At 72.2% G+C, this 25,520-nt stretch carries 21 protein-coding genes; 10 read left to right on the forward strand and 11 right to left on the reverse strand.

Going from position 1 to position 25,520, the window contains the following annotated elements:
• The first annotated feature begins 10 nt into the window (after positions 1–10).
• Positions 11–1,762 carry an ABC transporter ATP-binding protein gene (locus ACIBHY_RS21850; RefSeq protein ID WP_397251545.1) on the forward strand — a complete coding sequence of 584 codons (1,752 nt, stop codon included), beginning with the start codon at positions 11–13 and terminating at the stop codon, positions 1,760–1,762.
• Between the two features lie 471 nt (positions 1,763–2,233).
• On the opposite strand, the gene ACIBHY_RS21855 is transcribed toward ACIBHY_RS21850, so the two are convergent.
• On the reverse strand, positions 2,234–2,881 hold the full coding sequence (locus ACIBHY_RS21855) for a DUF998 domain-containing protein (protein WP_397307565.1): 648 nt from the start codon (positions 2,879–2,881) through the stop codon (positions 2,234–2,236).
• Between the two features lie 76 nt (positions 2,882–2,957).
• Between ACIBHY_RS21855 and ACIBHY_RS21860 the strand changes: the two genes are divergently transcribed.
• The 3 genes from ACIBHY_RS21860 to ACIBHY_RS21870 are packed head-to-tail and all read left to right on the forward strand — an operon-like array spanning position 2,958 to position 6,348.
• A complete protein-coding gene (locus ACIBHY_RS21860) occupies positions 2,958–3,275 on the forward strand; it encodes a YciI family protein (protein ID WP_379610633.1) in 318 nt (105 codons plus the stop codon).
• Entirely contained in the window at positions 3,272–5,764 is a 2,493-nt protein-coding gene (locus ACIBHY_RS21865) for a sigma-70 family RNA polymerase sigma factor (RefSeq protein WP_397307566.1), read from the forward strand. Before ACIBHY_RS21860 ends, ACIBHY_RS21865 begins: the two co-directional genes overlap by 4 nt.
• Positions 5,761–6,348, forward strand: coding sequence for a TIGR03086 family metal-binding protein (locus ACIBHY_RS21870; protein WP_397251539.1), 588 nt, complete (start codon positions 5,761–5,763; stop codon positions 6,346–6,348). The genes ACIBHY_RS21865 and ACIBHY_RS21870 overlap by 4 nt, the downstream gene beginning before the upstream one ends.
• A 228-nt stretch (positions 6,349–6,576) precedes the next feature.
• On the opposite strand, the gene ACIBHY_RS21875 is transcribed toward ACIBHY_RS21870, so the two are convergent.
• The 3 genes from ACIBHY_RS21875 to ACIBHY_RS21885 all read right to left on the reverse strand — a co-directional run bounded on the left by ACIBHY_RS21875 (position 6,577) and on the right by ACIBHY_RS21885 (position 12,352).
• Entirely contained in the window at positions 6,577–7,941 is a 1,365-nt protein-coding gene (locus ACIBHY_RS21875; RefSeq protein ID WP_397307567.1) for an alpha/beta fold hydrolase, read from the reverse strand.
• Positions 7,942–8,024: 83 nt separating this feature from the next.
• Positions 8,025–10,238: an ATP-binding cassette domain-containing protein gene (locus ACIBHY_RS21880; protein ID WP_397251535.1), complete on the reverse strand. Its 2,214-nt coding sequence runs from the start codon at positions 10,236–10,238 to the stop codon at positions 8,025–8,027.
• A gap of 32 nt (positions 10,239–10,270) precedes the next feature.
• Positions 10,271–12,352 carry a prolyl oligopeptidase family serine peptidase gene (locus ACIBHY_RS21885; protein WP_397307568.1) on the reverse strand — a complete coding sequence of 694 codons (2,082 nt, stop codon included), beginning with the start codon at positions 12,350–12,352 and terminating at the stop codon, positions 10,271–10,273.
• Between the two features lie 45 nt (positions 12,353–12,397).
• Between ACIBHY_RS21885 and mshB the strand changes: the two genes are divergently transcribed.
• Together mshB and ACIBHY_RS21895 are read left to right on the forward strand one after the other, a co-directional pair.
• Positions 12,398–13,291 (forward strand): N-acetyl-1-D-myo-inositol-2-amino-2-deoxy-alpha-D-glucopyranoside deacetylase, encoded by an 894-nt coding sequence (gene mshB, locus ACIBHY_RS21890; protein ID WP_397251531.1) that lies wholly within the window; start codon positions 12,398–12,400, stop codon positions 13,289–13,291.
• A gap of 11 nt (positions 13,292–13,302) precedes the next feature.
• The gene (locus tag ACIBHY_RS21895; RefSeq protein WP_397251529.1) at positions 13,303–13,716 is read left to right on the forward strand and encodes a DUF6113 family protein; all 414 of its coding nucleotides are present in this window, start codon (positions 13,303–13,305) and stop codon (positions 13,714–13,716) included.
• Positions 13,717–13,770: 54 nt separating this feature from the next.
• On the opposite strand, the gene ACIBHY_RS21900 is transcribed toward ACIBHY_RS21895, so the two are convergent.
• Positions 13,771–14,703: a hypothetical protein gene (locus ACIBHY_RS21900; protein WP_397251527.1), complete on the reverse strand. Its 933-nt coding sequence runs from the start codon at positions 14,701–14,703 to the stop codon at positions 13,771–13,773.
• Positions 14,704–14,817: 114 nt separating this feature from the next.
• Here ACIBHY_RS21900 and ACIBHY_RS21905 point away from each other — a divergent pair, with 114 nt between their 5' ends.
• Entirely contained in the window at positions 14,818–15,210 is a 393-nt protein-coding gene (locus tag ACIBHY_RS21905; RefSeq protein WP_397251525.1) for a hypothetical protein, read from the forward strand.
• 31 nt (positions 15,211–15,241) lie between these two features.
• Positions 15,242–16,180 (forward strand): MBL fold metallo-hydrolase, encoded by a 939-nt coding sequence (locus tag ACIBHY_RS21910; RefSeq protein WP_397251523.1) that lies wholly within the window; start codon positions 15,242–15,244, stop codon positions 16,178–16,180.
• Here ACIBHY_RS21910 and ACIBHY_RS21915 read toward each other — a convergent pair.
• The 4 genes from ACIBHY_RS21915 to ACIBHY_RS21930 form a co-directional block, all read right to left on the reverse strand.
• Positions 16,170–16,958 carry a hypothetical protein gene (locus tag ACIBHY_RS21915; RefSeq protein ID WP_397307569.1) on the reverse strand — a complete coding sequence of 263 codons (789 nt, stop codon included), beginning with the start codon at positions 16,956–16,958 and terminating at the stop codon, positions 16,170–16,172. The two genes, ACIBHY_RS21910 and ACIBHY_RS21915, sit on opposite strands and share 11 nt — an antisense overlap.
• A gap of 63 nt (positions 16,959–17,021) precedes the next feature.
• The gene (locus ACIBHY_RS21920) at positions 17,022–19,511 is read right to left on the reverse strand and encodes a penicillin acylase family protein (RefSeq protein ID WP_397307570.1); all 2,490 of its coding nucleotides are present in this window, start codon (positions 19,509–19,511) and stop codon (positions 17,022–17,024) included.
• A 70-nt stretch (positions 19,512–19,581) separates the two neighbouring features.
• On the reverse strand, positions 19,582–20,334 hold the full coding sequence (locus tag ACIBHY_RS21925; RefSeq protein WP_397307571.1) for an SDR family oxidoreductase: 753 nt from the start codon (positions 20,332–20,334) through the stop codon (positions 19,582–19,584).
• A gap of 59 nt (positions 20,335–20,393) precedes the next feature.
• On the reverse strand, positions 20,394–20,789 hold the full coding sequence (locus ACIBHY_RS21930; RefSeq protein ID WP_397307572.1) for a winged helix-turn-helix transcriptional regulator: 396 nt from the start codon (positions 20,787–20,789) through the stop codon (positions 20,394–20,396).
• Between the two features lie 63 nt (positions 20,790–20,852).
• Here ACIBHY_RS21930 and ACIBHY_RS21935 point away from each other — a divergent pair, with 63 nt between their 5' ends.
• Both ACIBHY_RS21935 and ACIBHY_RS21940 read left to right on the forward strand, forming a co-directional pair.
• Entirely contained in the window at positions 20,853–21,494 is a 642-nt protein-coding gene (locus tag ACIBHY_RS21935) for a DsbA family oxidoreductase (RefSeq protein ID WP_397251513.1), read from the forward strand.
• A 71-nt stretch (positions 21,495–21,565) separates the two neighbouring features.
• Positions 21,566–21,904 carry a hypothetical protein gene (locus ACIBHY_RS21940; RefSeq protein ID WP_397307573.1) on the forward strand — a complete coding sequence of 113 codons (339 nt, stop codon included), beginning with the start codon at positions 21,566–21,568 and terminating at the stop codon, positions 21,902–21,904.
• A 32-nt stretch (positions 21,905–21,936) separates the two neighbouring features.
• On the opposite strand, the gene ACIBHY_RS21945 is transcribed toward ACIBHY_RS21940, so the two are convergent.
• Positions 21,937–22,347 (reverse strand): TIGR03668 family PPOX class F420-dependent oxidoreductase, encoded by a 411-nt coding sequence (locus ACIBHY_RS21945; RefSeq protein WP_397307642.1) that lies wholly within the window; start codon positions 22,345–22,347, stop codon positions 21,937–21,939.
• 116 nt (positions 22,348–22,463) lie between these two features.
• Positions 22,464–25,511 carry a BTAD domain-containing putative transcriptional regulator gene (locus tag ACIBHY_RS21950; RefSeq protein ID WP_397307574.1) on the reverse strand — a complete coding sequence of 1,016 codons (3,048 nt, stop codon included), beginning with the start codon at positions 25,509–25,511 and terminating at the stop codon, positions 22,464–22,466.
• Positions 25,512–25,520: the final 9 nt, after the last annotated feature.

Raw genomic sequence — 25,520 nt, forward strand, 5'->3', positions numbered from 1 at the left:
TGAGCGACGAATGAGCAGAGAGATCCTGCCGGTCGCCGACCAGAAGCAGGTCCGCGCCTATGCCCGCCGGCTGACGCTCAAATATCCGCGCCAGCTCTCCGTCGCGCTCGCGCTGCACGGACTGGCCGCCGTGTCGGGCCTGGCCGTGCCGTGGCAGCTCGGCAGCCTGGTCCAGGACGTACAGGACGGCGCCCGGGTCAACGTGTGGCTCGTCGGCCTGGCCATCGGCGGCTTCCTGCTCATGCAGGCGTTGCTGGTGCGCTTCGCCGTGCTCGCCTCCTCCCGGCTGGGCGAGCGGGTGCTGGCCGAACTGCGCGAGGAGTTCGTCGACCGGGTGCTCGGGCTGCCGCTCTCCACCGTCGAGCGGGCGGGCTCCGGCGACCTGATCACCCGTACGTCGCGGGACGTCGACTCGTTGTCCAGGACGGTACGGCACGCCGTACCGGAGACACTGATCGCGGTCGTGACCTTCACCATCACCATCGGCGCGCTGCTGCTGGTCAGCCCGCTGCTCACGCTGCCGATGCTGATCGCCGCACCCATCCTGTGGATCGCCACCCGCTGGTACCTGCGCCGGGCGCGCGACGGCTACCTGCGCGAGAACGCGGCCTACGCCGACATGACCGAAGGCCTGGCCGAGACCGTGGAAGGCGCCCGCGCCGTGGAGGCCCTGGGCCTGCAGCGCCGGCGCGCCGACCGCACCGACCGCGACATCACCGCCTCCTACGCCGCCGAGCGCTACACCCTCGGGCTGCGGACGGTCTGGTTCCCCGCCGTCGAACTCGGCTACGTGCTGCCCGTCGTCATCAGCCTGCTGATCGGCGGCCTGTTCTACATCAACGACTGGGTCACGCTCGCCCAGGTCACCGCCGCCACCCTCTACGCGCAGCAGCTCATCGACCCGCTCGACCGCTTCCTCATGTGGATCGACGAGCTCCAGGTCGGCGGCGCCGCCATGTCCCGGCTGCTGGGCGTGGCGAACGTCCCCGACGACCGCACCGCCACCGGCGCCCGGCCTTCAGGCGAACACCTCCAGGCCGACGACGTCCGCTACGCCTACCGGGCCGGCCGGGACGTCCTGCACGGGGTCTCGCTGACCGTCGCGCCCGGCGAACGCCTGGCCATGGTCGGCCCGTCCGGCGCCGGCAAGTCCACGCTCGGCAGGTTGCTGGCCGGGATCCACGGCCCGCGCACCGGCGCCGTGACCGTCGGCGACGTCCCCCTGGTCGACCTCCACCTGGACGACCTGCGCGGCCACGTCGCGCTCGTCACCCAGGAACACCACGTCTTCAAGGGCACGCTGCGCGACAACCTGCTCATCGCCCGTCCCGACGCCACCGATGATCGGGTACGGCAGGCGCTGGCGGCCGTCGACGCCCTCGACTGGGCGCTGGCCCTGGACGACGGCCTCGACACGGAAGTCGGCTCGGGCGGTCTGGCAGTATCCCCGGCCCAGGCCCAGCAGCTCGCGCTGGCCCGCCTCGTGCTGGCCGACCCGCACACACTGGTACTCGACGAGGCGACCTCCCTCATCGACCCGCGAGCGGCCAGGAACCTGGAACGCTCGCTGGCCGCCGTCCTGGAGGGCCGGACGGTCATCGCCATCGCCCACCGCCTGTACACGGCCCACGACGCCGACCGGGTCGCGGTGGTGGAGGACGGGACGATCAGTGAGCTGGGCAGCCACGACGAACTGGTGGCGCAGGGCGGCTCCTACGCCGCCTTGTGGTCCAGCTGGCACGGCACCCCCGCCCCCCGCTGACCCACCCCCTCGACCCCACCCCCTCGACCCCACCCCTCGACCCCACCCCTCGACCCCACCCCTCGACCCCACCCCTCGACCCCACCCCTCGACCCCACCCCTCGACCCCACCCCCCCAACCCCAGCCCCCGCCCTCCGCCCCAGCCCCGACCCCCGAGCCCCGGGCCTCCACCCCCAGGTCCTGACTTCTCGGGTTCCCGGGCCTCCGGCCACCCGCCCCACCCCCGGCCCTCGGCCCCCGACCCCCGACCCCCGGCCCCCGACCCCGGGCCTCTGGATCCCCGGGTCTGGGCCTCGGCCCTCCGGCTTCGCACCGGCTCCTGGTCGCCCGGACTCTGGGTGGGTTGGGCTCTTCGGGTATGGCTTGTCGGCCCGCGAACGGGTGGTGGCCGAGATGGGTGAGCCCCGCTCCGGGTTTCCGGAGCGGGGCTCGGGTTGGGGCGGGACCGCCGTGCCGTACACGCTGATGGGTCAGGTGCGGTTGCGCAGGCGGTAGGCGACCGTGGAGACCCAGGCCAGCGCGATGGACACCCCGATCGCCAGGGTGAGCGAGCCCATGGGGCCGCCGCCCATCGTCCAGCCGTTGCCCAGGATGACGGCCACGCCGGCCACCCGGGAGATGATCGCGGAGGTGCGGTCGCCGGTGCGGGCGAAGTGGCGGCCCAGGACGAAACCGGCGGCGGCCAGCGCGAGGAAGGTGATCGATCCGGCCGCCATGTGGGCGATCGCGTGCCAGCTCATCCCGGCCGGAGGGCCCGCCGGGGTGCCGACCGGGAAGCCGTCGCCGGCGTCCATGGTGAAGGCTCCGGCGGCGATCATCCCGACGCCGACGACGCGGATCAGGCGGGGCGTCCAGACGCCACCCGGCCGGCCGTGCAGCGCGCGCCGCAGGCCGGTCGCGCCGGCGATGAACAGCACGCCGACCGTGACGAAGGTGGCGATCTGGATCCAGCCGAGTTCGCCGGTGGCCAGCTGGCTGAGGGGGTGGCGGGTGAGGTCGAAGCCCGCGCGGGTGAACGCCTGGGCCAGGGAGACCACCACCCAGACCGGCGCGGCGAGCGCGGCGGCGGCCAGCAGCGTACGGGTGGTGACGGGGCTGGTGACGGTGGTGGTGGTCATGTCTCTGGTCCTTTCGGTGTCTCTTCTGCCTACGCGTCGCCCAGGGCATGTGACAGGGAACGCTAGGGTGTGCGGCATGAGGTTTTTGCTGACGACCGTGGGCCAGCCGAGGGCTGACGAGACGCTTCAGATGGAGATGGGAAAGTTCATCCAGGAGTTGACGGAGGCGGGCGCGCTGATCGCCACCGGCGGCATGGAGCTGGGCGGCACCCTGATCAAGTCGGTCGGCGGTGAGATCACCGTCATGGACGGTCCGTTCGCCGAGGCCAAGGAGATGGCGGGCGGGTTCGCGCTGATCGAGGTCGGCTCCCGGGAGGAGGCGCTGGAGCTCTCCCGGCGCTTCTTCGCGATCATCGGGGATGGTGAGGGCAGGATGCAGCTGATCTACGGGTGACCGCCGCCGCTGCCGCGGTCAGCGACGTCTGGAAGGCCGAGTCCGCACGGATCATCGCCGGCCTGACGCGGATGGTCCGGGACGTGGGCCTGGCCGAGGAACTCGCCCAAGACGCACTGGTTGCCGCCTTGGAGCAGTGGCCGGACCAGGGCGTACCTGACAATCCTGGGGCTTGGCTCATGACGGCCGCCAAGCGGCGCGCCGTCGACCACCTGCGGCGTGGCGAACGGCAGGAGCGCAAACACGCCGAGATCGCCCGCACGCTGGAGCAGGAGGCCGGCCGGGACGCGGGGGCCGACAGGGGCGCTGGGGCCGGGCGCGAGGCGGAGCTGTCCGGGACGTTGGGGCTGGATGATGATGTTCTGCGCCTGATGTTCATTTCGAGCCATCCGGTCCTGCCCACCGAGGAACGGGCCGCGCTGACCCTGCGCCTGCTCGGCGGCCTGACCTCCCAGGAGATCGCGCGCGCCTTCCTCGTTCCCGAGCAGACCGTCGCCCAGCGCATCGCCAAGGCCAAGCGCACGCTCGCCGACGAGCAGATCCCCTTCGAACTCCCGCCCGGCCCCGAACTCGCCACCCGCCTGGCCTCCGTCCTGGAGGTCCTCTACCTGATCTTCAACGAGGGCTACTCCGCCACGGCCGGCGACGACCTCACCCGCCCCGCCCTCGCCCTGGAAGCCCTCCGCCTGGGACGCCTGCTGGCCGGGCTGGCCCCCGGCGAGGCCGAGGTGCACGGTCTCGTCGCGCTGATGGAGATCCAGCAGTCGCGCTCGGCCGCCCGCACCGGCCCGTCCGGCGAACCCGTCCAGCTCCACGAGCAGGACCGCGGCCTCTGGGACCGGGACCTGATCAACCGCGGCTTCGCCTCGATGCTGCGCGCCCGCCAGTCCGGCGGCCCCCTGGGTCCCTACGTCCTGCAGGCCGCCATCGCCGTCTCCCACGCCCAGGCCGGGAGCGCCGCCGAGACCAACTGGCCCCAGATCGCCGCGCTGTATGGGGCATTGGCCCGCCTGATGCCGTCTCCGGTCGTCCAGCTCAACCGGGCCGTGGCGGTGGGCATGGCCGAGGGGCCGGAGGCCGGGCTGGCCCTGATCGACGAGCTGACCAGGGACCCGGCCCTGAAGGACTACCACCCGTTGTCGGTGGTGCACGGCGACCTGCTGGCCCGGTTGGGGCGGTACGAGGAGGCCGGCACCCAGTTCGAACGCGCCGCCGCCCTGACCCGCAACGCCGCCGAACGCACCTTCCTCCTCAAACGCGCCACCACCCCCCACACGCCCGACACCCACACGCCCGACACCCACACGCCCGACACCCACACGCCCGACACCCACACGCCCGACACCCACACGCCCGACACCCACACGCCCGACACCCCACAGCCCGACACCCCACAGCCCGACACCCCACAGCCCGACACCCCCGGGTCGCACCCTGCCTCCGCGACCGCGACCGCGACCGCGACCGCGACCGCGACCACGACCACGACCACGGCCACGGCCACGCCCCAGACCGCGACGGCGCCCAAGACCGCGACGGCGCCCAAGACCACGGCCGCGCCCGGCGGCACGACCAGGCCGCACGGTGTCGCTGCGCCCAACACCGCCGCGCCCCACATCCCGCCCCGGCCGGACAGCGTCAGCGTGCCCGGAGCCCCGCCAACCCCGGACGGCACCGCCGCGCCCCACGCCTCCTCCGCGATGCCGTCAAAGGGCGCGGATCCGGTTGGAGGTGCGGGAAGGACGTTGGGGGAGGTGGTGGAGGGGTTTCTGGCGCGGGCGGATCTGGGGGCCGAGACGTTGCGGTCCTATGGGCAGACGTTACGCAGGCTCCGGTTGGACCTGGGCCCTCGCACGCCGCTGGGTGCGGTGGACGCCGCGAAGGTGGCCAGGGTGTTCGCCCTCGCCTGGGGTACGGCCGCGCCCAAAACCTGGAACCGGCACCGCGCCGCCGTACGCTCATTCTCGGCATGGGCCGCCATCCCCGACCTCTCCACCGACCTGGAGCGCAGAACGGAGAGCCGCGAACGGCGCCCAGCCATGGACGGCCCCGGTCTGCGGGCCCTCTGGCGTCACCCGTCCCTCCGCGAGCGCACCCTGTGGCGCCTCATCCACGAGTCCGGCGCCGGCGCGAAGGCCGTGCTGTCACTCAACGTCGAGGACCTGGACCTGGAAGCGCGCCGCGCTCGCGTGGGTCCGACGTGGATCACCTGGGGGTACGGCACCGCCGAACTCCTGCCCGCCCTCCTGGCAGGCCGGTCGAGAGGCCCGGTCTTCCTGGCCGGCCGCAGACCCGCGCCGGCCCGCAGGCCGAAGCCCGCCGACCTGTGCCCGGGGACGGGCCGGGGCCGTCTGTCGTACGAGCGGTCGGAGTACCTCTTCAAGCAGGCCTCCGGCGGCTTCACACTTCATCAGCTGAAAGTCTGGAATAGAGCATTCCGTTCTGATACAGTAGAGCCATCGAACGACAGCGAAAGGAACCCCCCATGACCGAGTGGAACATCCTCACCCAGGCCCACGCCGCCCTCCGCCAGGCCGTCGCCGGCGTCCCCGACAACGGCTGGCGGCTCCCCACCCCCTGCTCGGACTGGAACGTCACCCAGGTCCTCCAGCACGCGTCCGGCGACCAGCTGGGTTACGCCAGCGCCCTGACCGGCGGCCCCAGCCCCGAGGAGGACCCCTTTGCCCCCTCCGGCAACCTGTCGGCCTCGGTGGCGGACACCCTGGAGCCCGCCCTCGAAGCCGCCGAGCAGGCCTGGTCGGAAGTGGCCGAGAACGCGGTGGACGTCCCCGTCCCGCTCCCGCCCTTCAAGCTCCCCGCCCCGGTGGCTGTGGGCGCCTGCGCCCTGGACGCCGCGGTGCACGCCTGGGACATCGCCATGGCCACCGGCCGCCCCTCTCCGCTCTCCGCCGACCTGGCCCGCGACCTCCTCCCCGTAGCCCACCAGATCGTCGAAGGCCCCCGCGCCTACGGCATGTACGCCGCCGCCCTGGACGCCGAGGCCAACGACGACGCCGTGGCCACCCTCCTCCGCTACCTCGGCCGCAACCCCTCCTGGACCCCCACCCCCTGACCTCAGCAGCCGCAGGCGAGGTCCAGCCTGGAACCATGGCCCGGCCCCACGCCCAGAGCCCGGAAACCCCAGACCCGCCCGAAGCCCACGCCCCACCGGCCAAGGAGCCGTGGGGCGGGACTGCGCGGTGGAGCGGGAAGGGGGAACCCTCTGCGGGGGTCGGTCCCTTGTGGGTTCGGGGGTTGAGTGGGGTGAGCTCCCGGTGAGCCGGCGCAGCGAGGTCGGGGATTAGCACTTGGTGTCTGGCTGGGTGGGGAGTTTGGCATGGGTGAGGTAGTGGTCGATGTGGTCGCGGGCGCAGGTGTTGGACATGTACAGCGTGTGCCCGGGGCCCTCGTGGCGTACCACCGCGCTCCCCGGCACCTGGTCCACCACTCGCTTCACCGCGTCCGACTCGCCCCACGCCCCGCTCCCCAGCAACGGCGGCAGGCCCTTGGGCAGTGGCTTGGGGGGATTGGTCACGCCGGTCGGCCAGCCCACGCAGCCCAATGTCCCGCTGGCCAGGGTGCCCGCGGTGCCGGTGTTCGGTGCCACCTTGTGCAACCGGCGCAGGCCCGCCTCCATCTCGGTCCGGTTGGCGAAGCGGGGCCAGTCCGTGCACTCGGTGACGCCGGTGGACTGGTCGGGGTAGCGCAGGCCGCGCTCGGGGAGGAAGCCGGAGGCGTCGCCCGCCACCGCGGATGTGATGGCGGCCGACACGGCGGGGAAGGTGCCGGGACCGCCCGCACGGACCATGCCCAGCATCAGGTCCTGAAGGTCGGTGCCGTTGTAGGCGACGCCGGGCGCCTTCTTGGCCGGGATCGGCTGGCGGTTGGCCGCCGCCACCAAGCTGCGCCATTGGCGGGCGGAGCCCGCGCCCTTCCAGGTGAAGTAGCGGCCCGCGAAGGTCTCGTTGGTTCTGGCCATCGCGTCCAGCTCGGCCGGCCAGTCGGCGGCGCTGTGGTTCCAGGTGCCGTCGAGGGCGATGGTCCTGACCTTGTCGGGGAACAGCCTGGCGTAGTCCTGGCCGTAGAAGCCCGCGTAGGAGGCGCCGTAGTAGTTGAGGCGGCCCTCGCCCAGGGCCTTCCTGATGGCCTCCATGTCGCGGGCCTGGTCGGCCGAGCTCATGTTGGCGAACAGCTCGGGGTCCTTGCCACGGCACGGCTCGGCGTAGCCCCGGTTGGTGTCGTGCAGGCGGCCGAACTCCGCGTCGTCCTCGGGGAAGGCGGCGATCGGGATCCTGGTCCACGTGCAGGGCAGGCCGGTGCTGAGGCCGCGGAACTGCTCGCCGTAGCCGCGGGTGTCCCAGGTGACGATGTGCATGCGCTTGCGCAGGTTCGCCCAGGTGGCGGCGGTCTGCTGGGTCAGGGCGATGCCGGGGCCGCCCGGCCCGCCGTACGCGATCAGGGCGGAGCCCTCGGCCCTGCCGGTCGACTTGAGGCGGCCCAGCTTCAGGGTGATGGTGCGCCCGGCGGGTTTGCTCCAGTCGACCGGCACCTTGAGGTCGGCGCACTCCATGCCGGCCTTGTCGCCGGGGCAGGGGCTCCAGGTGAGGTCGTCGGCGGGCGTGGGGGTGACCGTCAGCGCCAGTGTGAGGGCGAGGGATGTCCACATGGCGTAAAGGATCGTGGGGGAGGGGCGGATGGCGCGTCGGACCACGGTCTGGTGTTGGCAGGCCGTGGTCCTACCCAGGTATGTCAGCCCACGGTACGGCGCAGCGCCTCTCCGGTCAGCGAACCGGCGAAGCCGAGCAGCTCGGCGGGGGTGCCCTCGAAGACGATCTCGCCGCCGTCCTTGCCCCCGTCGGGCCCCAGGTCGATGATCCAGTCGGCGTGCATGATCACGTCGAGGTTGTGCTCGATGACCACGACCGTGTTGCCCTGGTCGACCAGCCGGTTCATCAGCGCCAGCAGCGTGCCGACGTCGGACATGTGCAGGCCGGTGGTCGGCTCGTCGAGCACGTACACGCCGCCGGTGCGCTGGAGCTGCGTGGCCAGCTTGATGCGCTGCCGTTCGCCGCCGGACAGGCTGCTCAGCGACTGGCCGAGCGACAGGTACTCCAGGCCGACGTCGATCAGCCCCTGCAGCTTGGGCCGCACCGCCTTCTCGGTGAAGAACTCCACCGCCTCCTCCGCCGCCATCTCCAGCACGTCCGCGATGGACTTGCCCCGCAGCTCGTGCGCCAGCACCGACTCCTTGAACCGGCGGCCGTCGCAGGTGTCGCAGTGGGTGGTGACCGGGTCCATGTAGGCGACCTCGGTGATGATGACGCCCTTGCCCTGGCAGCCCTCGCAGGCGCCGTCGGAGTTGAAGCTGAACAGGCCCGGCGCGACGCCGTTGGCCTTGGCGAACAGCGAGCGGATCGTGTCCATGACGCCGATGTAGGTGGACGGGGTGGAGCGGGTGGAGGCGCCGATCGCCGACTGGTCGACGAAGACCGACTCGGGATAGGTGGTCATGAACACGTCGGCGATCAGGCTGGACTTGCCCGATCCCGCCACGCCGGTGACCGCCGTGAGCACCCCGGTCGGCACGCTGACCGAGACGTTCTTGAGGTTGTGCAGGTCGGCGCCCTCGATCGGCAGCTTGCCGTCGGGGGTCCTGACCTCCGTCTTGAGCGTGCCCGTGGCGCGCAGTCCCGCGCCGGTGCGGGTGTCGGCCCTGCGCAGCTCCTCGACGGTGCCCTCGAAGACGATCGTGCCGCCGTGGGCGCCGGCGCCGGGACCGACGTCGACCACGTGGTCGGCCACCGCGATCACGTCGGGGTCGTGCTCGACCACCAGCACGGTGTTGCCCTGGTCGCGCAGCGCGGCGAGCAGCGTGTTGAGCCGGCCGACGTCGCGCGGGTGCAGTCCGGTGCTCGGCTCGTCGAAGATGTAGGTGACGCCGATCAGCGTGCTGCCGAGGTGCTTGACCAGCTTGAGCCGCTGGCCCTCGCCGCCCGACAGCGTGGCCGTGGCCCGGTCGAGGCTGAGGTAGCCGAGCCCGATGCCGGCCACCCGCTCCAGCGCGACCCGCGCCCCGTCGGCCAGCGGGGTGCCCAGCCCGGCCAGCTCCTCGATCAGGTCGGTGATCTGCATGGCCGCGTAGTCGGCGATGTTTCTGCCGTTGACGCGCGGGGCCAGCGCCTCGGGGCTGAGCCTGGCGCCGTGGCAGAGCGTGCAGACGCCCTCGGTGATGAACGGCTTGATCTGCTCGCGCGTCTTCTCGCTGGTCTCACGCTTGAGCCTCGTACGCACGAAGTTGTCGAGCAGCCCCTCGTAGGTCATGTTGAACATGCCGCCGACCGAGACCTTGCCGGAGCCGTGCAGGAACGCGTGCTCCTCCTCCGGCGAGTAGTCCTTGACCGGCTTGTCCGGGTCGAGCGGCTCGTGCTTGGCGTAGACCTGCCAGGAGGCGCTGCCGACCTTGTAACCCGGCAGCAGGATCGCGCCCTCGTTGAGCGACTTCTCGCGGTCGACCATCATCTCCAGGATCGGCTGCACCGAACGGCCGATGCCATCGCACTCCGGGCACATGCCCTTGGGGTCGTTGAAGGAGAAGAGGTTGACCGGCAGCCCGCTCTCGCGTGAGAACAGGCCGCGGATCATCGGCATGATGTCGGTCATGGTGCCGACGGTGGAGCGGGCGTTGCCGCTGACCGGCTTCTGGTCGACGATGACGGGCGTGGTCAGCCCGCTGATGGCGTCGGCGTGCGGCCGCTCGTACTTGGGCAGCTGGTTGCGGATGAACCAGCTGAAGGTCCCGTAGAGCTGCCGCTGCGCCTCGACCGCGACGGTGTCGAAGACGATCGACGACTTTCCGGAGCCGGATACACCGGTGAACACGGTGATCTTGTTCTTGGGGATCTCCAGGGAGACATCCTTGAGGTTGTGCTCCCTGGCCCCGACAATCGTGATGTTTTCGTGCACCGGCGCAGCCTAGCCACCGGCACCGACAGGTTTCAGACCTCCAGCGCCCGCTTGAGGAAGTCCACCTGGAGCAGCAGGAGGTTCTCCGCCACGACCTCCTGCGGGGTCATGTGCGTGACGCCCGACAGCGGCAGCACGCTGTGCTGGCGGCCGGCGGCCAGCAGGGCGGACGACAGCCGGAGCGTGTGCGCCGCCACCACGTTGTCGTCGGCCAGACCGTGGATCAGCAGCAGCGGGCGCTCCAGCTTGGCGGCGTCGCCGAACAGCGAGGACTGGTCGTAGACCTGCGGTCGCTCGTCCGGGTGGCCGAGGTAGCGCTCGGTGTAGCAGGTGTCGTAGAGCCGCCAGTCGGTCACCGGGGCCCCGGCGACCGCCGCGTGGAAGACGTCGGGACGGCGCAGCACGGCCAGCGCCGCCAGGTAGCCGCCGAACGACCAGCCCCTGATCGCCACCTTGGTCAGGTCGAGGTCGCCCGAGTACTGCTCGGCCACGCCCTGCAGGGCGTCGATCTGGTCCTCCAGCACCGGCCCCGCCAGGTCGTCGAGCACGGCCCGCTCGAAGGCGGGGCCGCGGCCGGGAGTGCCGCGGCCGTCGGCCACGACGACCGCGAAGCCCTGCTCGGCGAACCACTGGCTGCCCAGGTAGGCGTTGTGGCTCGACAGCACCCGCTGCGCGTGCGGCCCGCCGTACGGATCCATGAGGACGGGCAGCTTGCCGGAGCCGGACTCGTACCACGAGGGCAGCACCACCGCGGTGGACAGCTCGCGCCGGCCGGAGCGGCCGAGTGAGACGCGCAGGTCGAGGCCGGGGCGCTCGGCCAGTGACGCGACGGGGATCGCCATGCCGTCGCGCCTGACGACGGTGGTGGAGACGCCCTCGCTGTCGAGGGTCTGCTCGCTCAGCACGCCCACGCCGCCGGACATGCGGCCGGAGAAGACGCCGGAGCGGGTGGAGACGGGCAGCAGGGAGGTGCCGTCCCAGGTCCAGAGCTGGATCTCGCTGGGGTCGCCGCCGCTGGCGCGGAACAGGACGCTGTCGTGGTCGACGTCGAGGACCTCGCGCACCTGCAGGGTGGGCGGGGTGACGGCCCGGTCGCCGACGAACAGGCGGTTGCCGCCGTCCAGCGCGGCGATCCAGACCAGCGAGCCGTCGTCGAGGTGGGCGGGGACGCCGCCGAAGACGTCCACCCACGCCGGGTCGGTGTCCTCGCGCACGAGCGTCGAGGCGCCGGTCAGCGGGTCGACGGAGAACAGCCGCAGCGCCTTCTGGTCGCGCGGCATGGTCACGATCGAGAGCGCGTGGGAGTCCCAGGAGGCGGCGGCCAGGTACTCGTCCTCGAACGGCACCGTCACGCGCGAGCCGTCCAGGCCCAGGACGAACAGCTCGACCCGCGCGTTCGGCGTGCCGGCGGCGGGATAGCGCTGAGGTACGGCGGGCCGGTCGGGGTTGGCGGGATCGGCGATGAACCACTCCTGCACCGGCGCCTCGTCGGCCCGCTCCACCAGGAGCTTGTCACCGGTGGGAGCCCACCAGTAGCCGCGCATCCTGTCCATCTCCTCGGCGGCGATGAACTCGGCCAGCCCGTAGGTGACGGTCTCCGACTCCGGCGCGGCCAGCACGCGGTCGCGGCCTGAGGCCAGGTCGTGCACGTGGAGCGCGCCGCCGGTGACGTAGGCGACGCTGCGCCCGTCAGGGGCCAGGCGGGGGTCGATGACGCCGCCCGCGGTCTCGATCCCGCGGGTGCGGCCGGTGGCCACGTCGGTCAGGTAAAGGCCGCCGGACAGCGCGAACGCGACCAGCGCGGCCTCGGCGTCGGCGGAGTAGGCGACCACGCCGCCCGCCTGCTCGCGGCTGCGCTCGCGGCGCGCCTTCTCCTCCGGCGGGAGGTTCTCCTCGCCGGCGAGGAGAGCGTCGGCGAGCTTGCGCGGGTCGACGACCAGGCGCTCGACGTGGGTCTCGGTGTCGAGCTCCCACAGGCACGTGACCGGGTCGACACCCGACTGGGTACGCAGGAAGAGCACCCGCCCACCGTCGGGAGAGATCGTGAAGCCCCTCGGCACTCCAAGGGTGAATCGTCGGGTCCGTGCGGACATGCGCGGGTAACTCTCACTCATGGCCTCAATCCTGCCAGCAAGGTGCCTTTGGTTAGGCTCGGGGACATGACTGATCGGCGGCTGCTGCTCGTGCACGCGCACCCGGACGACGAGACGATCAACACCGGGGCCACGATGGCGCGATACGTGGCGGAAGGCGCGCACGTCACGCTGGTGACCTGCACGCTGGGCGAGGAGGGCGAGGTGATCCCGCCGGAGCTGGCCCACCTGGAGGGCGACCCCGAGCTGGGCGAGCACCGCGCGAAGGAGCTGGTCCAGGCGCTCAGCGCGCTGGGCGTGGACGACCACCGCTACCTCGGCTACCGCGACTCGGGCATGATGGGCGCCGCCTCCAACGACGACGCGTCCGCCTTCTGGGGCGCCGACGTGGACGAGGCCGCGGCCGGGCTGGTCACGGTGATCCGCGAGGTACGCCCGCAGGTCCTGGTCACCTACGACGCCAACGGCTACTACGGCCACCCCGACCACATCCAGGCCCACCGCGTCTCGGTACGGGCGTTCGACCTGGCCGCCGACCCGGCGTTCCGTCCCGGGGACGGCGAGCCGTGGCAGGTGGCCAAGTTCTACTTCACCGCCACCGCCAGGTCGGTGATGCTCAGGGACGCCGAGGCGCTGGCCGACTCGGGCACCGGCTTCCTCGTCGAGGACCCCCGTGACCTGCCGTTCGGCAGCGCCGACGACGAGATCACCACCGAGGTCGACGCCCGGCCCTGGCTGGTGAACAAACTGGACGCCATGCGCGCCCACGCCACCCAGATCACCGTGAAGGCGCCGTTCTTCGCGCTGTCCAACAACATCGGCCAGCGGGCGGCAGGGGTGGAGCACTTCATCCTGTACCGCGGCGCCATGGGCAAGGCGATCCCGGGCGCTCCGGTCGAGGCGGGCGGGATCGGCGAGCCGTACACCCGCGAGAACGACCTGTTCTCCGGCATCCACTAACCTCGTTCGCCATGGAGCAGTCGGCGCTGGGTGGCGCGGCCTACGGCATGTTGCTGGTGCTGGGCCTCGCGATGGGCCTGGTCGGCGGGTTCACCCATGCCTGGTATCTCGGGCAGATCCCGGTCGCGGCGCTCGTGTGGGTGCTGCTGTTGTTCGGCATCTGCTGGGGCGCGGGCCGCTTGATGCGCTCCAAGCTCGGCGCCGGGCTGGTCGCCGTCGGCTGGCTGCTCGTGTCGATGGCGTTCTCGCTGAAGTGGGCGGCGGGCGACCTCGTGATCGCCGGCGACCTCGCCGGCTATCTCTACCTGTACGGCGGAGCGGTCGCGGTGGTCGCGGCCTTCCTGCTGGCGCCCTCCTCACCCGCCTCGGGATCGTGGCTCCTCTACGGCCGGCAAACCCAAGAACCCGACGACCTGAGGACGTGAAACGAGGGGGCAGCCGGTCTGCGGGCGGCTGCCCCCTCGAGATCCTCGCTGCTCTTACTGGGTGGGAGCGGTCGGGTCGGGGGTGTCCTCCGGCGGCTCGGTCTCCTCGGGGGGAGCGGTGTCCGTCGGGGTGGGCTCGGTCGGCGCGGGGCAGGTCGGTACGCCGGTGTCGGTCGGTGTCGGGGTTCCGGGGTCCGTGGCCGTAGGCGTGCCCGTGCCGGTGGGCGTGGGCGTGCCGGGGTCGGTCACGGTCGGCGTCACGGTGGGGGTGGGCGTCGGGGTCGGAGTGCCGGCGGCCGGCGGCGATGGCGTGTCAGTGACCGTGGGCGTGCCCGTGGGCGTCGGGGTGCCCGGGTCCGTCGCCGTGGGTGTGACCGTGGGCTCCGGCGGCGCGGGCTGGCAGGTGAACGTCACCGTCACCGTCTCGGCGGGCGGCGCGGGGGCCTGCTCGGTGACCGTCACGGTCTCCGTCGCCGTCTGGGTCACGGTGACCGTCTCGGCGGGGGCCGTCGCGGTGACCGTCGTGGTGGCGCCGCCGGTCGGCGTCGCGGTGACGGTCTTCGTCGGCCACGGCAGCGTCTTCAGGCTGACCGTGGGCTTGCCCTTCTTCTTGAAGGAGCCCTTGCCGAGCTTCTTGGTGGTCTTGCCCGCCCCGGTCGTCACGGGGAGCTGTGCGGTCGCCGTCCTGCACTTCTTGGCCTTGCACACGCGCTGCTTGACGGTGAACCGGGCGGCTCCGCCGTAGCGGACGGCGACGTCCAGATAGGAGACGCCCTTCTTCTTGACGACCTTCGTCTTGGCGGTGTACTCCCCAGCTGTGGAGGTGGGAGTGGGGCTCGTGGTCGGTGTCGCTAAGGCGACCTGGGCGCCGACGGGGTGGCTCGCGTCTCGTAGGGGGTCCGATGCTGACGTCTGGGTGACCGCGACGCCGCCTACTGTGGCGAGTGCCATCGTTCCGACAACCGCGGTCAAGATGGTGAATCGCATGATCCTGCTCTTGTGGGAGATTTCAGGACGTGGATCATTATTCCGACTTGTCAAGATTGGTCAAGGGTGAGTCGACCGAAAACCCCCTACCGAATCCGCCGGGTGGTAAACCTCGTGAACCTGGCGACGCCCCTCGGCCTGCTCATCTCCGTCGTGGGCGGCGCCGTGCGGCAACCCGGGCCCGACGGGCTGATCCTGGCTTTCGGCTACCGCTACCGCTTCCCCGTCGCGGGCGCGTTCACCGTGGGAAACGTCGTCCTGACCAGGCACCAAAGCCTCGACGAACGCCTCATCCGGCACGAGGGCCGCCACGCGACCCAGTGGGCCTGCTGCGCCGGGCTCCCCATGCTCCCGCTCTACCTGCTCGCCATGTTCACCTCCCTGCTCATTTGCGGACACCAGGCCTCCTACAACGTGTTCGAACGGCTGGCCAACCTGGATGACGGCGGCTACCCCAGGAAAGCCCCCTGGTGGAGAAGACGCCCACATGGGGATCATTCAGAGTGATCGCTCAGTTACTCAGGGCAGGGGACCGTTCATGACGCAGACCGTTCACGCGCCGCAATGGCCGGAGGACTTCCGTGACCGTCTCACCGCCCCCCTCCCCGACTTCCGCGAGTTGCTGAGCGCCGCCTGGCACGGCGGCTTCCGTCCCGACATCGGGGACGCCGACCAGATCCCCGTGCTGCGCGGCGGCGGCCTGCCACGGGTCGAGACCGGCCAGACGGCCGTGACGTGGGTCGGCCACTCCACGTTCGTGGTGCGGGTCGGCGGCCTCACGGTGCTGACCGATCCCGTGTGGTCGCGCCGCATCCCGGGAACCCGGCAGCGGCTCACGCCCCCCGGTGTGGCCTGGAGCGACCTGCCCACGATCGACGCCGTGGTGATCAGCCACAACCACTACGACCACCTCGACGCGCCCACCATCCGCCGGCTTCCCCGCCACACGCCCATGCTCGTGCCCGCCCGGCTCGGGCCGTGGTTCACCCGGCGGGGGTTCAGGCAGGTCCACGAGCTGGACTGGTGGGACTCCACGAAGATCGGCGACGTGCGCTTCGACTTCGTGCCCGCCCACCACTGGAGCCGAAGGACCATCTGGGACACCTGCAAGACGTTGTGGGGCGGCTGGGTGATCGGCGAGTCGGTGTACTTCGCCGGTGACACCGCCTATGGGGAACGGCTGACGCAGATCGGCGAGCGCTACCCGGGGCTGGACCTGGCGCTGATGCCGGTCGGCGCCTACGAGCCCAACTGGTTCCTGAAGACCTCCCACGTCAACCCGGCCGAGGCCGTCCAGGGGTTTCTGGACGTCGGGGCGAGCCGGATGGCGACCATGCACTGGGGGACGTTTCTGCTGTCGGGGGAGGAATTGCTGGCTCCGATCGTCAGCACCCGGGCCGCGTGGAGCGCGCTGGGGCTGCCGCGCGAGAGCCTCTGGGACCTGGCCGTGGGAGAGTCGCGGACGTTCATGCCCTGATCCTCGCCAGCGCGAGCGCGCCGATGCCGAGGCCAGAGACCGCTCCGGCCGCCAGCACCGAGGCGGTCGACGGGCCCGCGACCGTGATGCCGGCCAGGGCCAGGCCGGAGACGACGGCGGAGAAGGCCGCGTAGATCCAGACGGCCAGCCGTACCACGGAGAGGTCGGCGACCAGCCACGCCAGGGCGGGCAGGAGCAGGATGCCGTGCATGAGGACGGCGTGCGCGGGCTTGAGCGAGCCCGCGAGCAGGTAGGCGGTCCGGGGGTCGCCGCTCATCACCTCGGCCAGCCCGCGGGCGATCATCACACCGCCGGACGCCATCGCGAGCAGCAGCGTCACGAACCCGGCGCGGACCGCGAGCAGCATCGCCGGAGGGGCCTCGGCGTGGCGGCGGAACGCGGCCACGGTCATGACGACCACGCTCACGATGAGGACCCCGCCGCCGGCCGCCAGCGTGCGGGCGATCAGCGCGTCGAGCGGCGTCTCCAAGTTGAAGTGCGACGGCACGCCGCGCCACGCCTGCAGCGTGATCAGCGACACCTCGGCCACCGAGGCCGCGGTGAAGGCCCCCATCAGCCAGGTACGGCCCCGCAACCGCACCAGCCCGGTCACCCAGGCCAGCGTCAGCACGCTCAGCCCGAACGACAGCCCGAACGTGAACGGCTTGCGCCAGCCCACCGGCCCGTCCCAGGGGCCGCCGTCCACGGCGAGCAGCCCGAGGTGGAACAGGCCGGCGACGACGAGCAGGCAGCCGATCGGGTACCAGAGGCGGTTCATGCCTCCAGGGTCGTGCGGGAGGCGGCGCCGGGCATCGGCGCCGCGTCGTGTTCCCGGCTACTCCTAGGGATGTAGGCGCAGGGTGTGGACGCGGGCGCCGAGCATCGGCAGCAGCCTGCCCTGAGCCCACGGCTCCGTCTGGTCCCAGTAATTGGCGTGGTAGGCGTGGCCGGAGGCGCCGGTCAGGTTGATCCACTGCGACTTGGCCAGGTCGCTCAGGTCGATGATCATGCGCATCGAGGGGACGGCGTTGATCTCGTAGCCGCTCTGGGCGTTCCAGCCGGTGGCGTTGACCGCGTCCTTGCTGCCCGCGACGCTGATCGGGCCGCGGTTGAACAGCATCTCGATCGGGACGATGCCCGAGGTGCCGAACGTGGCGTTGGTGAGCCGCAGCGTGTGCATGTCGCCCCAGCGCCACTGCTTCACCTCGGCGCCGAAGCGGTCGGACAGTTCCTGGTAGGCGTCGGCCATCGCCTGGCGCAGCACGTCGTCGCGGGTCTCGGTGCGGTCCTTGGTGGTGGTCACGTCCCAGAACGGGTCCTCGGGCGCCTGGAGGAGTCCGCCCACGACCTCGAACCAGCGGTCGCCGCCGGCCGGGCGGGCCTGCTGGGGGAGGTCGTCGTCGAACAGGCCCTTCAGCAGGTGGCGCCAGACGGCGTTGAAGTAGGCGGCCGGGGCCGAGTCGAGGGTCTGGGAGCCGTCCCAGTCCTTCAGGAGCTGCCGCGCCTCGGTGCCGGGACCGGCCAGGCTCACCTGCATCAGCGCGGGGACCAGCGTCGCGGCGAAGCCGTTGCGGGTGTCCTGCTGGATCCTGGACATGGCCGCGGCGTCCAGTTTGCCCTTCGCGATCTCGGCCTTCAGCAGGTCGACGATGCGCTGGGAGCGGTAGCCGTACGCCCAGTCCTTGGTGAGAAGGGGTTTGTAGCGGGCGGGGTCGATGACGGCGTTGTTGGCCGTGACGATGTAGCCCTCGGTGGGGTCGGCGACGCTTGGGAGCTGGTCGTAGGGGATGGGGGCGGTCTTCCAGTCGTACTCGCCGGTCCAGCCGGGCACCGGCCAGGTCCCGTCGCCCTTCTCCCTGACCGGGATGCGCCCGGGGGCCTGGTAGCCGATCCTGCCGTCCGTGTCGGCGTACACGAGGTTCTGGGCGGGCACCTCGAACAGCGCCGCGGCCGCGCGGAACTCGTGCCAGTCGGCGGCCTGGTTGAGGTCGAAGATCGCGTCGGCGGTACGGCCCGGCATCAACGCCGTCCACTGCAGGGCCACGGCGGTGGCCTCGCCGGAGGGTTTCACATTGCCCATGACCTCGTTGACCAGCGGCCCGTGCCGGGTCGACCGGACCGTGATCGTCACCGGGGCGCCCCCGGCCACCTCGATCTGCTCCTGGCGGGTCTCCAGCTTGGCCCAGTCGCCCTTGTAGAGGTAGGTGCCGTCCTTGACCTGCTCCAGGAAGAGGTCGGCGACGTCGGGTCCCAGGTTGGTGAAACCCCAGGCGATCTTGTCCGTCTGCCCGATGATGACGCCGGGCACGCCGGAGAAGGTGAAGCCGGTGACGTCGAACATGCATTTTTCGGATTTCTGCCGACAATGCAGGCCGGCCTGGTACCAGACGGACGGCATCGCGGGGGAGAGGTGCGGGTCGTTGGCCAGCAGCGGCTTGCCCGACTTCGTGTGCTCGCCCGAGACCACCCAGGAGTTCGACCCGATGCCCTCGCGCTCGGCCGTGCCCATCGAGCTCGGGACCGCGTCGAAGGCCTGGGCGGCCCGGCTCAGCGCCTCGGCGCCGTCCGTGCGCGGCTGCGCGGTCTCGTCGAAGCGGTCCTCGGAGATCGCGCCCTGGGTGACGATCGGCTGGTGCTCGCCGTACGGGTAGCCGGGGTAGAGCTGCTCGACCCGCTCGCGGGGCAGCTTGGTGGCGGCCAGCGCCCGGTCGATCTCGTCCTCCATGTTGGAGCGCAGGTCCCAGGCCATGGCCTTGAGCCAGGCGACCGAGTCGAGTGCCGACCAGGGCTCGGGCTTGTAGCCGGAGTTCTGGAGCTTCAGGACGGAGTACTCCAGGCTGCGCCGTGAGGCGTCCGGGTTGGCCGCCAGCCAGGCGTTGACGCCCTTGGCGTAGGAGTCGAGGTAGCGGCGGGTGCGCTCGCTGAGCATCGGCAGCTCTTGCTCGGCGACCCTGCGCCAGCCCATCGTCCTGATGGCCTTGTCGTTGTCGAGGGTGGCGGCGCCGAACATCTCCGACAGGCGCCCGGCGGTGAGGTGCCGGCGGAAGTCCATCTCCCAGAAGCGGTCCTGGGCGTGGACGTACCCCTGGGCCATGAACAGGTCCTCGGCCGTGTCGGCGTAGATCTGCGGGATCCCGTAGGCGTCGCGCCGCACCTCGACGTTCCCGGCCAGCCCGGCGACCTTGATCTCCCCCTCGACCTGGGGAAACGACTGCCGCACGATCACGGTGACGACTCCGGCCAGGACCAGGCCCAGCGCCAGGAGGACGGTCACGATCCGCGCCGTCCAGCGCAACGGCCACGGCAGCCCGGCATAGGGCCTAAACCTCACGAATACCTCCATCTCACCAGCCCGCACCCAGTGTGACACCAGCGAACCAGTGCGACGGTCCTCTCTCGGCTCAGGCCCGCTCTCCCAGAAACGCCTCCCACGTACGCCCACCCGTCGTGCCCCCGGCGAGCGTGAGGTTGTCCCCTGCCCGGTAGGCCCGCCCCGCCTTGCCCGGCATCCGGACCGGCAGCATGAGCCGCCGCTTCCCGGCCGTGGCCAGGTACCCGCGTACCAGGTCGCCCATCCCGTAGACCGCCGGCCCCGCGAGGTCGGCGACCAGCCCGGCGGGTTCGGCCTGGACGAGCTCCACCAGCCGCTCGGCCACGTCCCGCGCGTCCACGGGCTGGAACCGCAGCCCGCCGGGGACCGGCACGACCGGCATCTTCGCCATCGCCGTGGCGACCTTGAGCGCGAGGTCGTGGAACTGGGCGGCGCGCAGGATGGTCCACGGGATCCCCGACTCCATCACCGCCCGCTCGGCCGCGAGCTTGTTCCTGAACCACCCGAGCGGCACCCGGTCGGCCCCGATGACCGAGATGAACACGATGTGGCCGGCGCCCGCGGCGCGCGCGGCCCCGGTGAGACCGCGGGTGGCAACGTCGTCGCCCTTGGCCCCGCCCGCCAGGTGCAGGACGAGGTCGGCCCCGTCCACGGCGGCGGCGACGCCCTCGCCGGTGAGGAGGTCGCCCTTGACGTAGGCGACGTCGTCCTCCGGCGGGCGCGGGTGACGGGTCAGCACCCGCACCTCAGCCCCGGTACGGCGCAGCAGCGGCAGGACGAGGCGCCCGAGTGTTCCGGTGCCGCCGGTCAGCAGGATGGTCATGATATTTTCCTCCGTCACGCGGTTCTGCCTCGTTGACGGAGCGCGGCGGAGAAGTGTGACTAGCGACGGGCGTCGTGCCGTTCCTGGGCGGCCATGACCTCGGGGGTGTGCTCGGCGATCCAGCCGAGCAGCGATCCCAGCGGCCCGGTCAGACCGGTGCCGAGGCCCGTCAGCGAGTACGTGACCTTGGGCGGCACCGACGGCTCGACCTCGCGATGGACGAGCCCGTCGCGGACCAGGCCGCGCAGGCTCTGGGAGAGCATCTTCTCGCTGATGCCGCCGATGCGGTCGCGCAGCAGGTAGAAGCGCAGGGGGCCGTCGCGGAGGGCCACCATGATCAGCATGCCCCAGCGGCTGGTGACGTGGGTGAAGACCTCGCGGCCCGGACAGTCGCTGTTGAACGCGTCACTCAGCGGATCGGGCAGCTCGCGCGTCTCCAGGTTTCCGACCTCCATGACCTGAGCTTACCCCAAGGTACGTCCTTACGAATGGTTAGCCCAGTTCCTATCGTGAGCCGTATGACTGACATCACCGTCGACATCTGGTCCGACCTGGTCTGCCCCTGGTGCTACATCGGCCACCGGCGCTTCGAGCACGCGCTGGCCGCCTTCGAGCACCGCGACGCCGTCCAGGTGCGCCATCGCAGCTTCGAGCTCGACCCGCACGGTTCCACCGAGCCGACGCTCACGCTGCCCGAGCGGATGCGGCGTGACCTCGGCCTGCCCGCGCCGCAGGCCAGGCAGGGCATGGCCCGCGTGGCCGCGCTGGCCGCCGAGGTGGGCCTGGAGTACCGGCTGGACCTGGCCCACCCGGTCAACAGCTTCGACGCGCACCGGATCCAGCACGCCGCGGCCGATCGGGGCGTCGGGGACGCGGTGCGGGAGCGGCTGATGCGGGCGTACACCGGCGAAGGGGCCAACGTGGCCGACCACGCGAGCCTGGTCCGCCTGGCGGGGGAGGCGGGGCTCGATCCGGAGTTCGCCGCGGCGGTGCTGAAGGGCGGCGACTACGGCGACGCCGTACGGGCGGACGAGGCCGAAGCCCTGCGTCACGGTGTGAGCGGGGTGCCCGGCTTCGTGTTCGGCGGCCGCCGCGTGGTCTCCGGGGCGCAGCCGTCCGAGGTGTTCGTCGAGGAGCTCCGCGCCGCCTGGCGTCGATAACCAAACAAAAGCCCGGCTCCCTAGCGTGATGCCGCAGTGTCCGTCCTTACCGTCGAAGAAAGAGGACGATCATGAAGAAGTCAGTCACGCTGCTGCTGGCCGGGTTCGCCGCAGCGGCGGCTCTCGGCACGGCCCCGGCCTCCGCCGCCACTCAGGGACGGCTCGTGCTCACCACGGACGCGGGCGTGTCGTACATGCTCACCTATGCCGGTTGCGCGCAGCCGTCCCAGTCCGTGGGCGCGAACGGCCTGGCCACCTTCCAGAACACCCCCGCGCCCGGCTGCGCCGTCTCCTTGCGCAAGGGCACCCGGTCGCACGTCCTGTGCGTGGGCAGCGGCCCGATCCCCGCCGCCTTCCGCGACGGAGCCACGATCCGCGTCCAGCAGGGCGCCGGCTTCCCCTGCCGCTGACCCGGTGACCGGGTGGCAGGCCCCTCGGCCTGCTACCCGTCCGCGTAGGCCCAGCCCGTCCAGCGTTCCACCTCCACCACGAGGTACGGCCCGCCCGGCGGCACCCGCCGATACTGCTCGTACCTGTCGCGCAACCCCCGGGTCGGCCACTCCGTCACGACTCGCGCCAGCCCGTCGGCCCGCGCCCACCACAGCCGGGTCCAGTCGTCGTCGTAGTGGTCGGCCAGGAGCGCCACGCGGGGGTTCTCCCTGACGTTCCGCAGGCGGCGCAGCTCGCGCGTCCGCTTCGGCTTGTCGTCGACGGCGATCACCACCCGGTCGCCGTCCAGCGCGAACGTCACCGGAACCAGATGCGGCGCCCCGTCCGCGCCGGTCGTGGCGAGGCGCGCCACCCGCTCCCCGCCGAACAGCTCCCGTGCTCGTTCTGTGTCGATACTCCCCAGTATCGGCAACCTACGTGCAACCCCGCCATCCCTACGCTGCCCGAGGCGCCGCCCCCCGCATGCGGACAGGTGCGCCACCGGGCGGACGGTCCCTGCCATGCCGTCCGCCCACCCCATCATCCGAGCTCGCGCTCGGCCACCTCGTCGAGGGGCGAGGCGTTGCCGCGGGCGTAGGAGGCGGCGAAGCCGCCGTCCCGTGCGGCCGCGGCCGAGATCCGGTCCACGTCGGCGCGCTCGCCCGCGGGCAGGGGCGCTCCGGCGGACTCACGGGCGGCGGCAGCGGCGCCGAGCAGTTCCGCCGCGCGGCGCGGGTCGCCGCCGAGGACGTGCACTCCCGCCAGGCCCTCGAAGGCCAGCGCGACCGCGCGGGGCTCGCCGGTGCCCATGGCGACGGCCAGGCCTTCGAGGTGCAGGTCGCGGGCGGCCGGCAGGTTCCCGCGCTGCTCGGCGGCGAACCCGCGCTCGGCCAGGACGAACGCGAGCCCGTCGGTGCCGCCGAGCCGCCGCCACCACTCGGCCCACGGCCGCAGCAGCTCCTCCGCCAAGTCGTGGTGGCCCTGCCGCCGCGCCACCAGGCCCAGCCCCACCTGGGCGAACTCCATCGCCGCCAGGTTGGCCTGCTCCTCGGCCAAGAGCCCGGCGCGTTCGTGCAGGCGCTCCGCCTCCGCGAGGTCGCCCTTCAGCATGGCGATCCGCCCCAGGGCGGAGAGCCGGAAGGACAGCTCCGTCCACAGCCCCAGCTCCTCGGCCGCGCCCAGCGCGTCACGGTGGAGGCGGGCGGCCAGATCGTAGTCGCCCACCACCTCCGCCAGCGTGCCGAGGATCTCTGTGGACTTGAGCTGCCCCCACCGGTCACCGGCCGCGCGGAAGAGCGCGTGCGCGCGTTCCGCGTCGCGCCGCCGGGCCGCCATGTCACCCGAGAACCCCGAGCGCGCCAGGCACATCAGCGCCGCCGCCTCGCCCCACGCGTCGCCCGCCGCGCGGTAGGCCGTCAGCGCCCTGCCCAGCCGCCGCTCGACCACGTCCTGGTCGCCGAACCCCCACTGCGCGAACGCCAGCAGCCACTCGCCGTCCGCCGACGCCGCCTCCGGCTGCTCCTCCACGGCTGAACCGGCGAACAGCTCCAGCGCCGCCCGCCACACCGCCGCCATCCCTTCCCGCGAGGGGGCGAGCGAAAGGACGGCCGACACCGCGCGGCGCGCCTCGCCGAGGCGTCCGCGCAGGTACCAGTACCAGGCCACCGCGCCGACCAGCCGATGGGCCAGATCGGCCTCGCCAAGGCCGATCAACGTCTCCAACGCGGCCCGGATGTCGGCCGACTCGGCGTCCAGGATCGTCAGCCACCTGCGCTGGTCGTGCCCATACAGCTGGGGCGCCGCGCGTTCGGCCAGGTCGACGAGCCGGTGGGCGTGGCGCAGCCGTACCTCATCGGACTCGCCCGCCTCGGCCAGGCGCTCGGAGCAGTAGGCCGCGACGGACTCCAGCAGCCGGTACCGCCCGCCGGACAGCACCACCAGCGAGCGCCCGACCAGCCGGCCGAGCAGATCGGGGACGTCCTCCGCCCGCACCTGCCCGCCCGCGCACACCTGCTCGGCCGTCTCCCGCGCACACCCGTCAGCGTGTACGGCCAGCCGGCGCAACACCACCTGCTCCGCCGCCCCCAGCAGGTGCCAGCTCCAGTCGATCGTGGCCCGGAGCGTCTGCTGCCTGGCTGGGCCGCCGCGCCGGCCCGCGCCGAGCAGCCGGAAGCGGTCGTCGAGGCGGGCGGCCAGCTCGTGCACGGGCATGGTGCGGGCCCGGGTGGCGGCCAGTTCGAGGGCGAGGGGGATGCCGTCGAGGCGGGCGCAGACGGCCAGGACGGGTTCGGTCTCGGCCGGGGTCAGGCGCAGTCCCGCGCGGGTGGTGAACAGCTCCACGGCGGCGGGCCCGTCCAGCGGGGGGACGGTCACGACCGTCTCGCCCGCCAGGCCGAGAGGTTCCTGGGTGGTGGTGAGGATCGTGAGCTGGGGCGCGCGGCTCAGCAGCAGTTCCGCCAGTTCGGCGGCGGCCTCGACGACGTGCTCGCAGTTGTCCAGGACGAGCAGCGCGCGGCGGCCACGCAAGGAGTCCGCCACCCGGTCGGCGGCGGTTCCCGCCGCGGCGTCGTCGCGGACGCCCAGCGTGGCGGCCACCAGTTCGGCCACCGCCTCCAGCGGGGCGCCGGGCGCCGCCCCGGTCAGCTCGATCAGCCACGCCTCATCGGGCGCGGGGGCGCAGACGGCCAGGGCCAGGCGGGTCTTGCCGACTCCGCCCACCCCGTGCAGGGTGACGAGCCGGGACCGGCCCAGCAGTTCCCGGGTGCCGGCCACCAGCCGCTCGCGGCCCACCAGCCCGGCCACCGGGGCGGGCAGGTTGGTGCGCGTGCGCGCCGACGTCGCCGCGAGCAGCGACGGGTCCTGGCTGAGCATCGCCGCGTGCAGTTCCGCCAGCGGCGGCCCGGGGTCCACGCCGAGTTCGGCCGCGAACAGGGCGCGCATCCGCCGGTAGTGGTCCAGCGCGTCGCCCTGCCGTCCGCTCCGGTACAACGCCAGCAGGTAGGCCGCCCACAGCCGTTCCCTGAGCGGATGCCGGTCGAGGAGCGCCGTGAGCTCGGTGGTCAGCTCGGTGTGTTCGCCCAGCGCCAGCCGTACCTCTGCCTGGTCTTCGAGTGCGGCCAGCCGGGCCGACTCCAGGCGGGCGATCGCGGCCTGGGCGAAGGGCGCGTCGGCGAAGTCGGCGAGGGCGGGGCCACGCCACAGGGCGAGCGCGTCCGACAGCAGATCGGCACGGGCGCGCGGGGCGGGCGTGGCGCGGGCGCGGGCGGTGAGGTCGAGGAAACGGCGGGAGTCCACGGACGTGGTGCGCAGGAGGTAGCCGGGCGGCTGGTAGGCGACGAGCGCGCGGCCGCCGGGCTCGGCCGCCGACAGGGCGCGCCGGAGCTGGGAGACCCTGACCTGGAGGGAGGCGGCGGGGTCGGCCGGCAGCCGGCCGGGCCACAGGTCGTCGGCGAGCTTGCCGGCGGGGACCGGGCCGTCGTCGTGGATGAGGAGCTCGGCCAGCAGCGTGCGTACCTTGAGCTCGGGTACCCGGACCGGACGGCCGTCGTCCGTCCAGACGGAGAGAACCCCGAGCACCCCGAAACGCATGAGACTCAC

The organism is Nonomuraea sp. NPDC050547 (assembly GCF_044457345.1).
Classification (GTDB): domain Bacteria; phylum Actinomycetota; class Actinomycetes; order Streptosporangiales; family Streptosporangiaceae; genus Nonomuraea.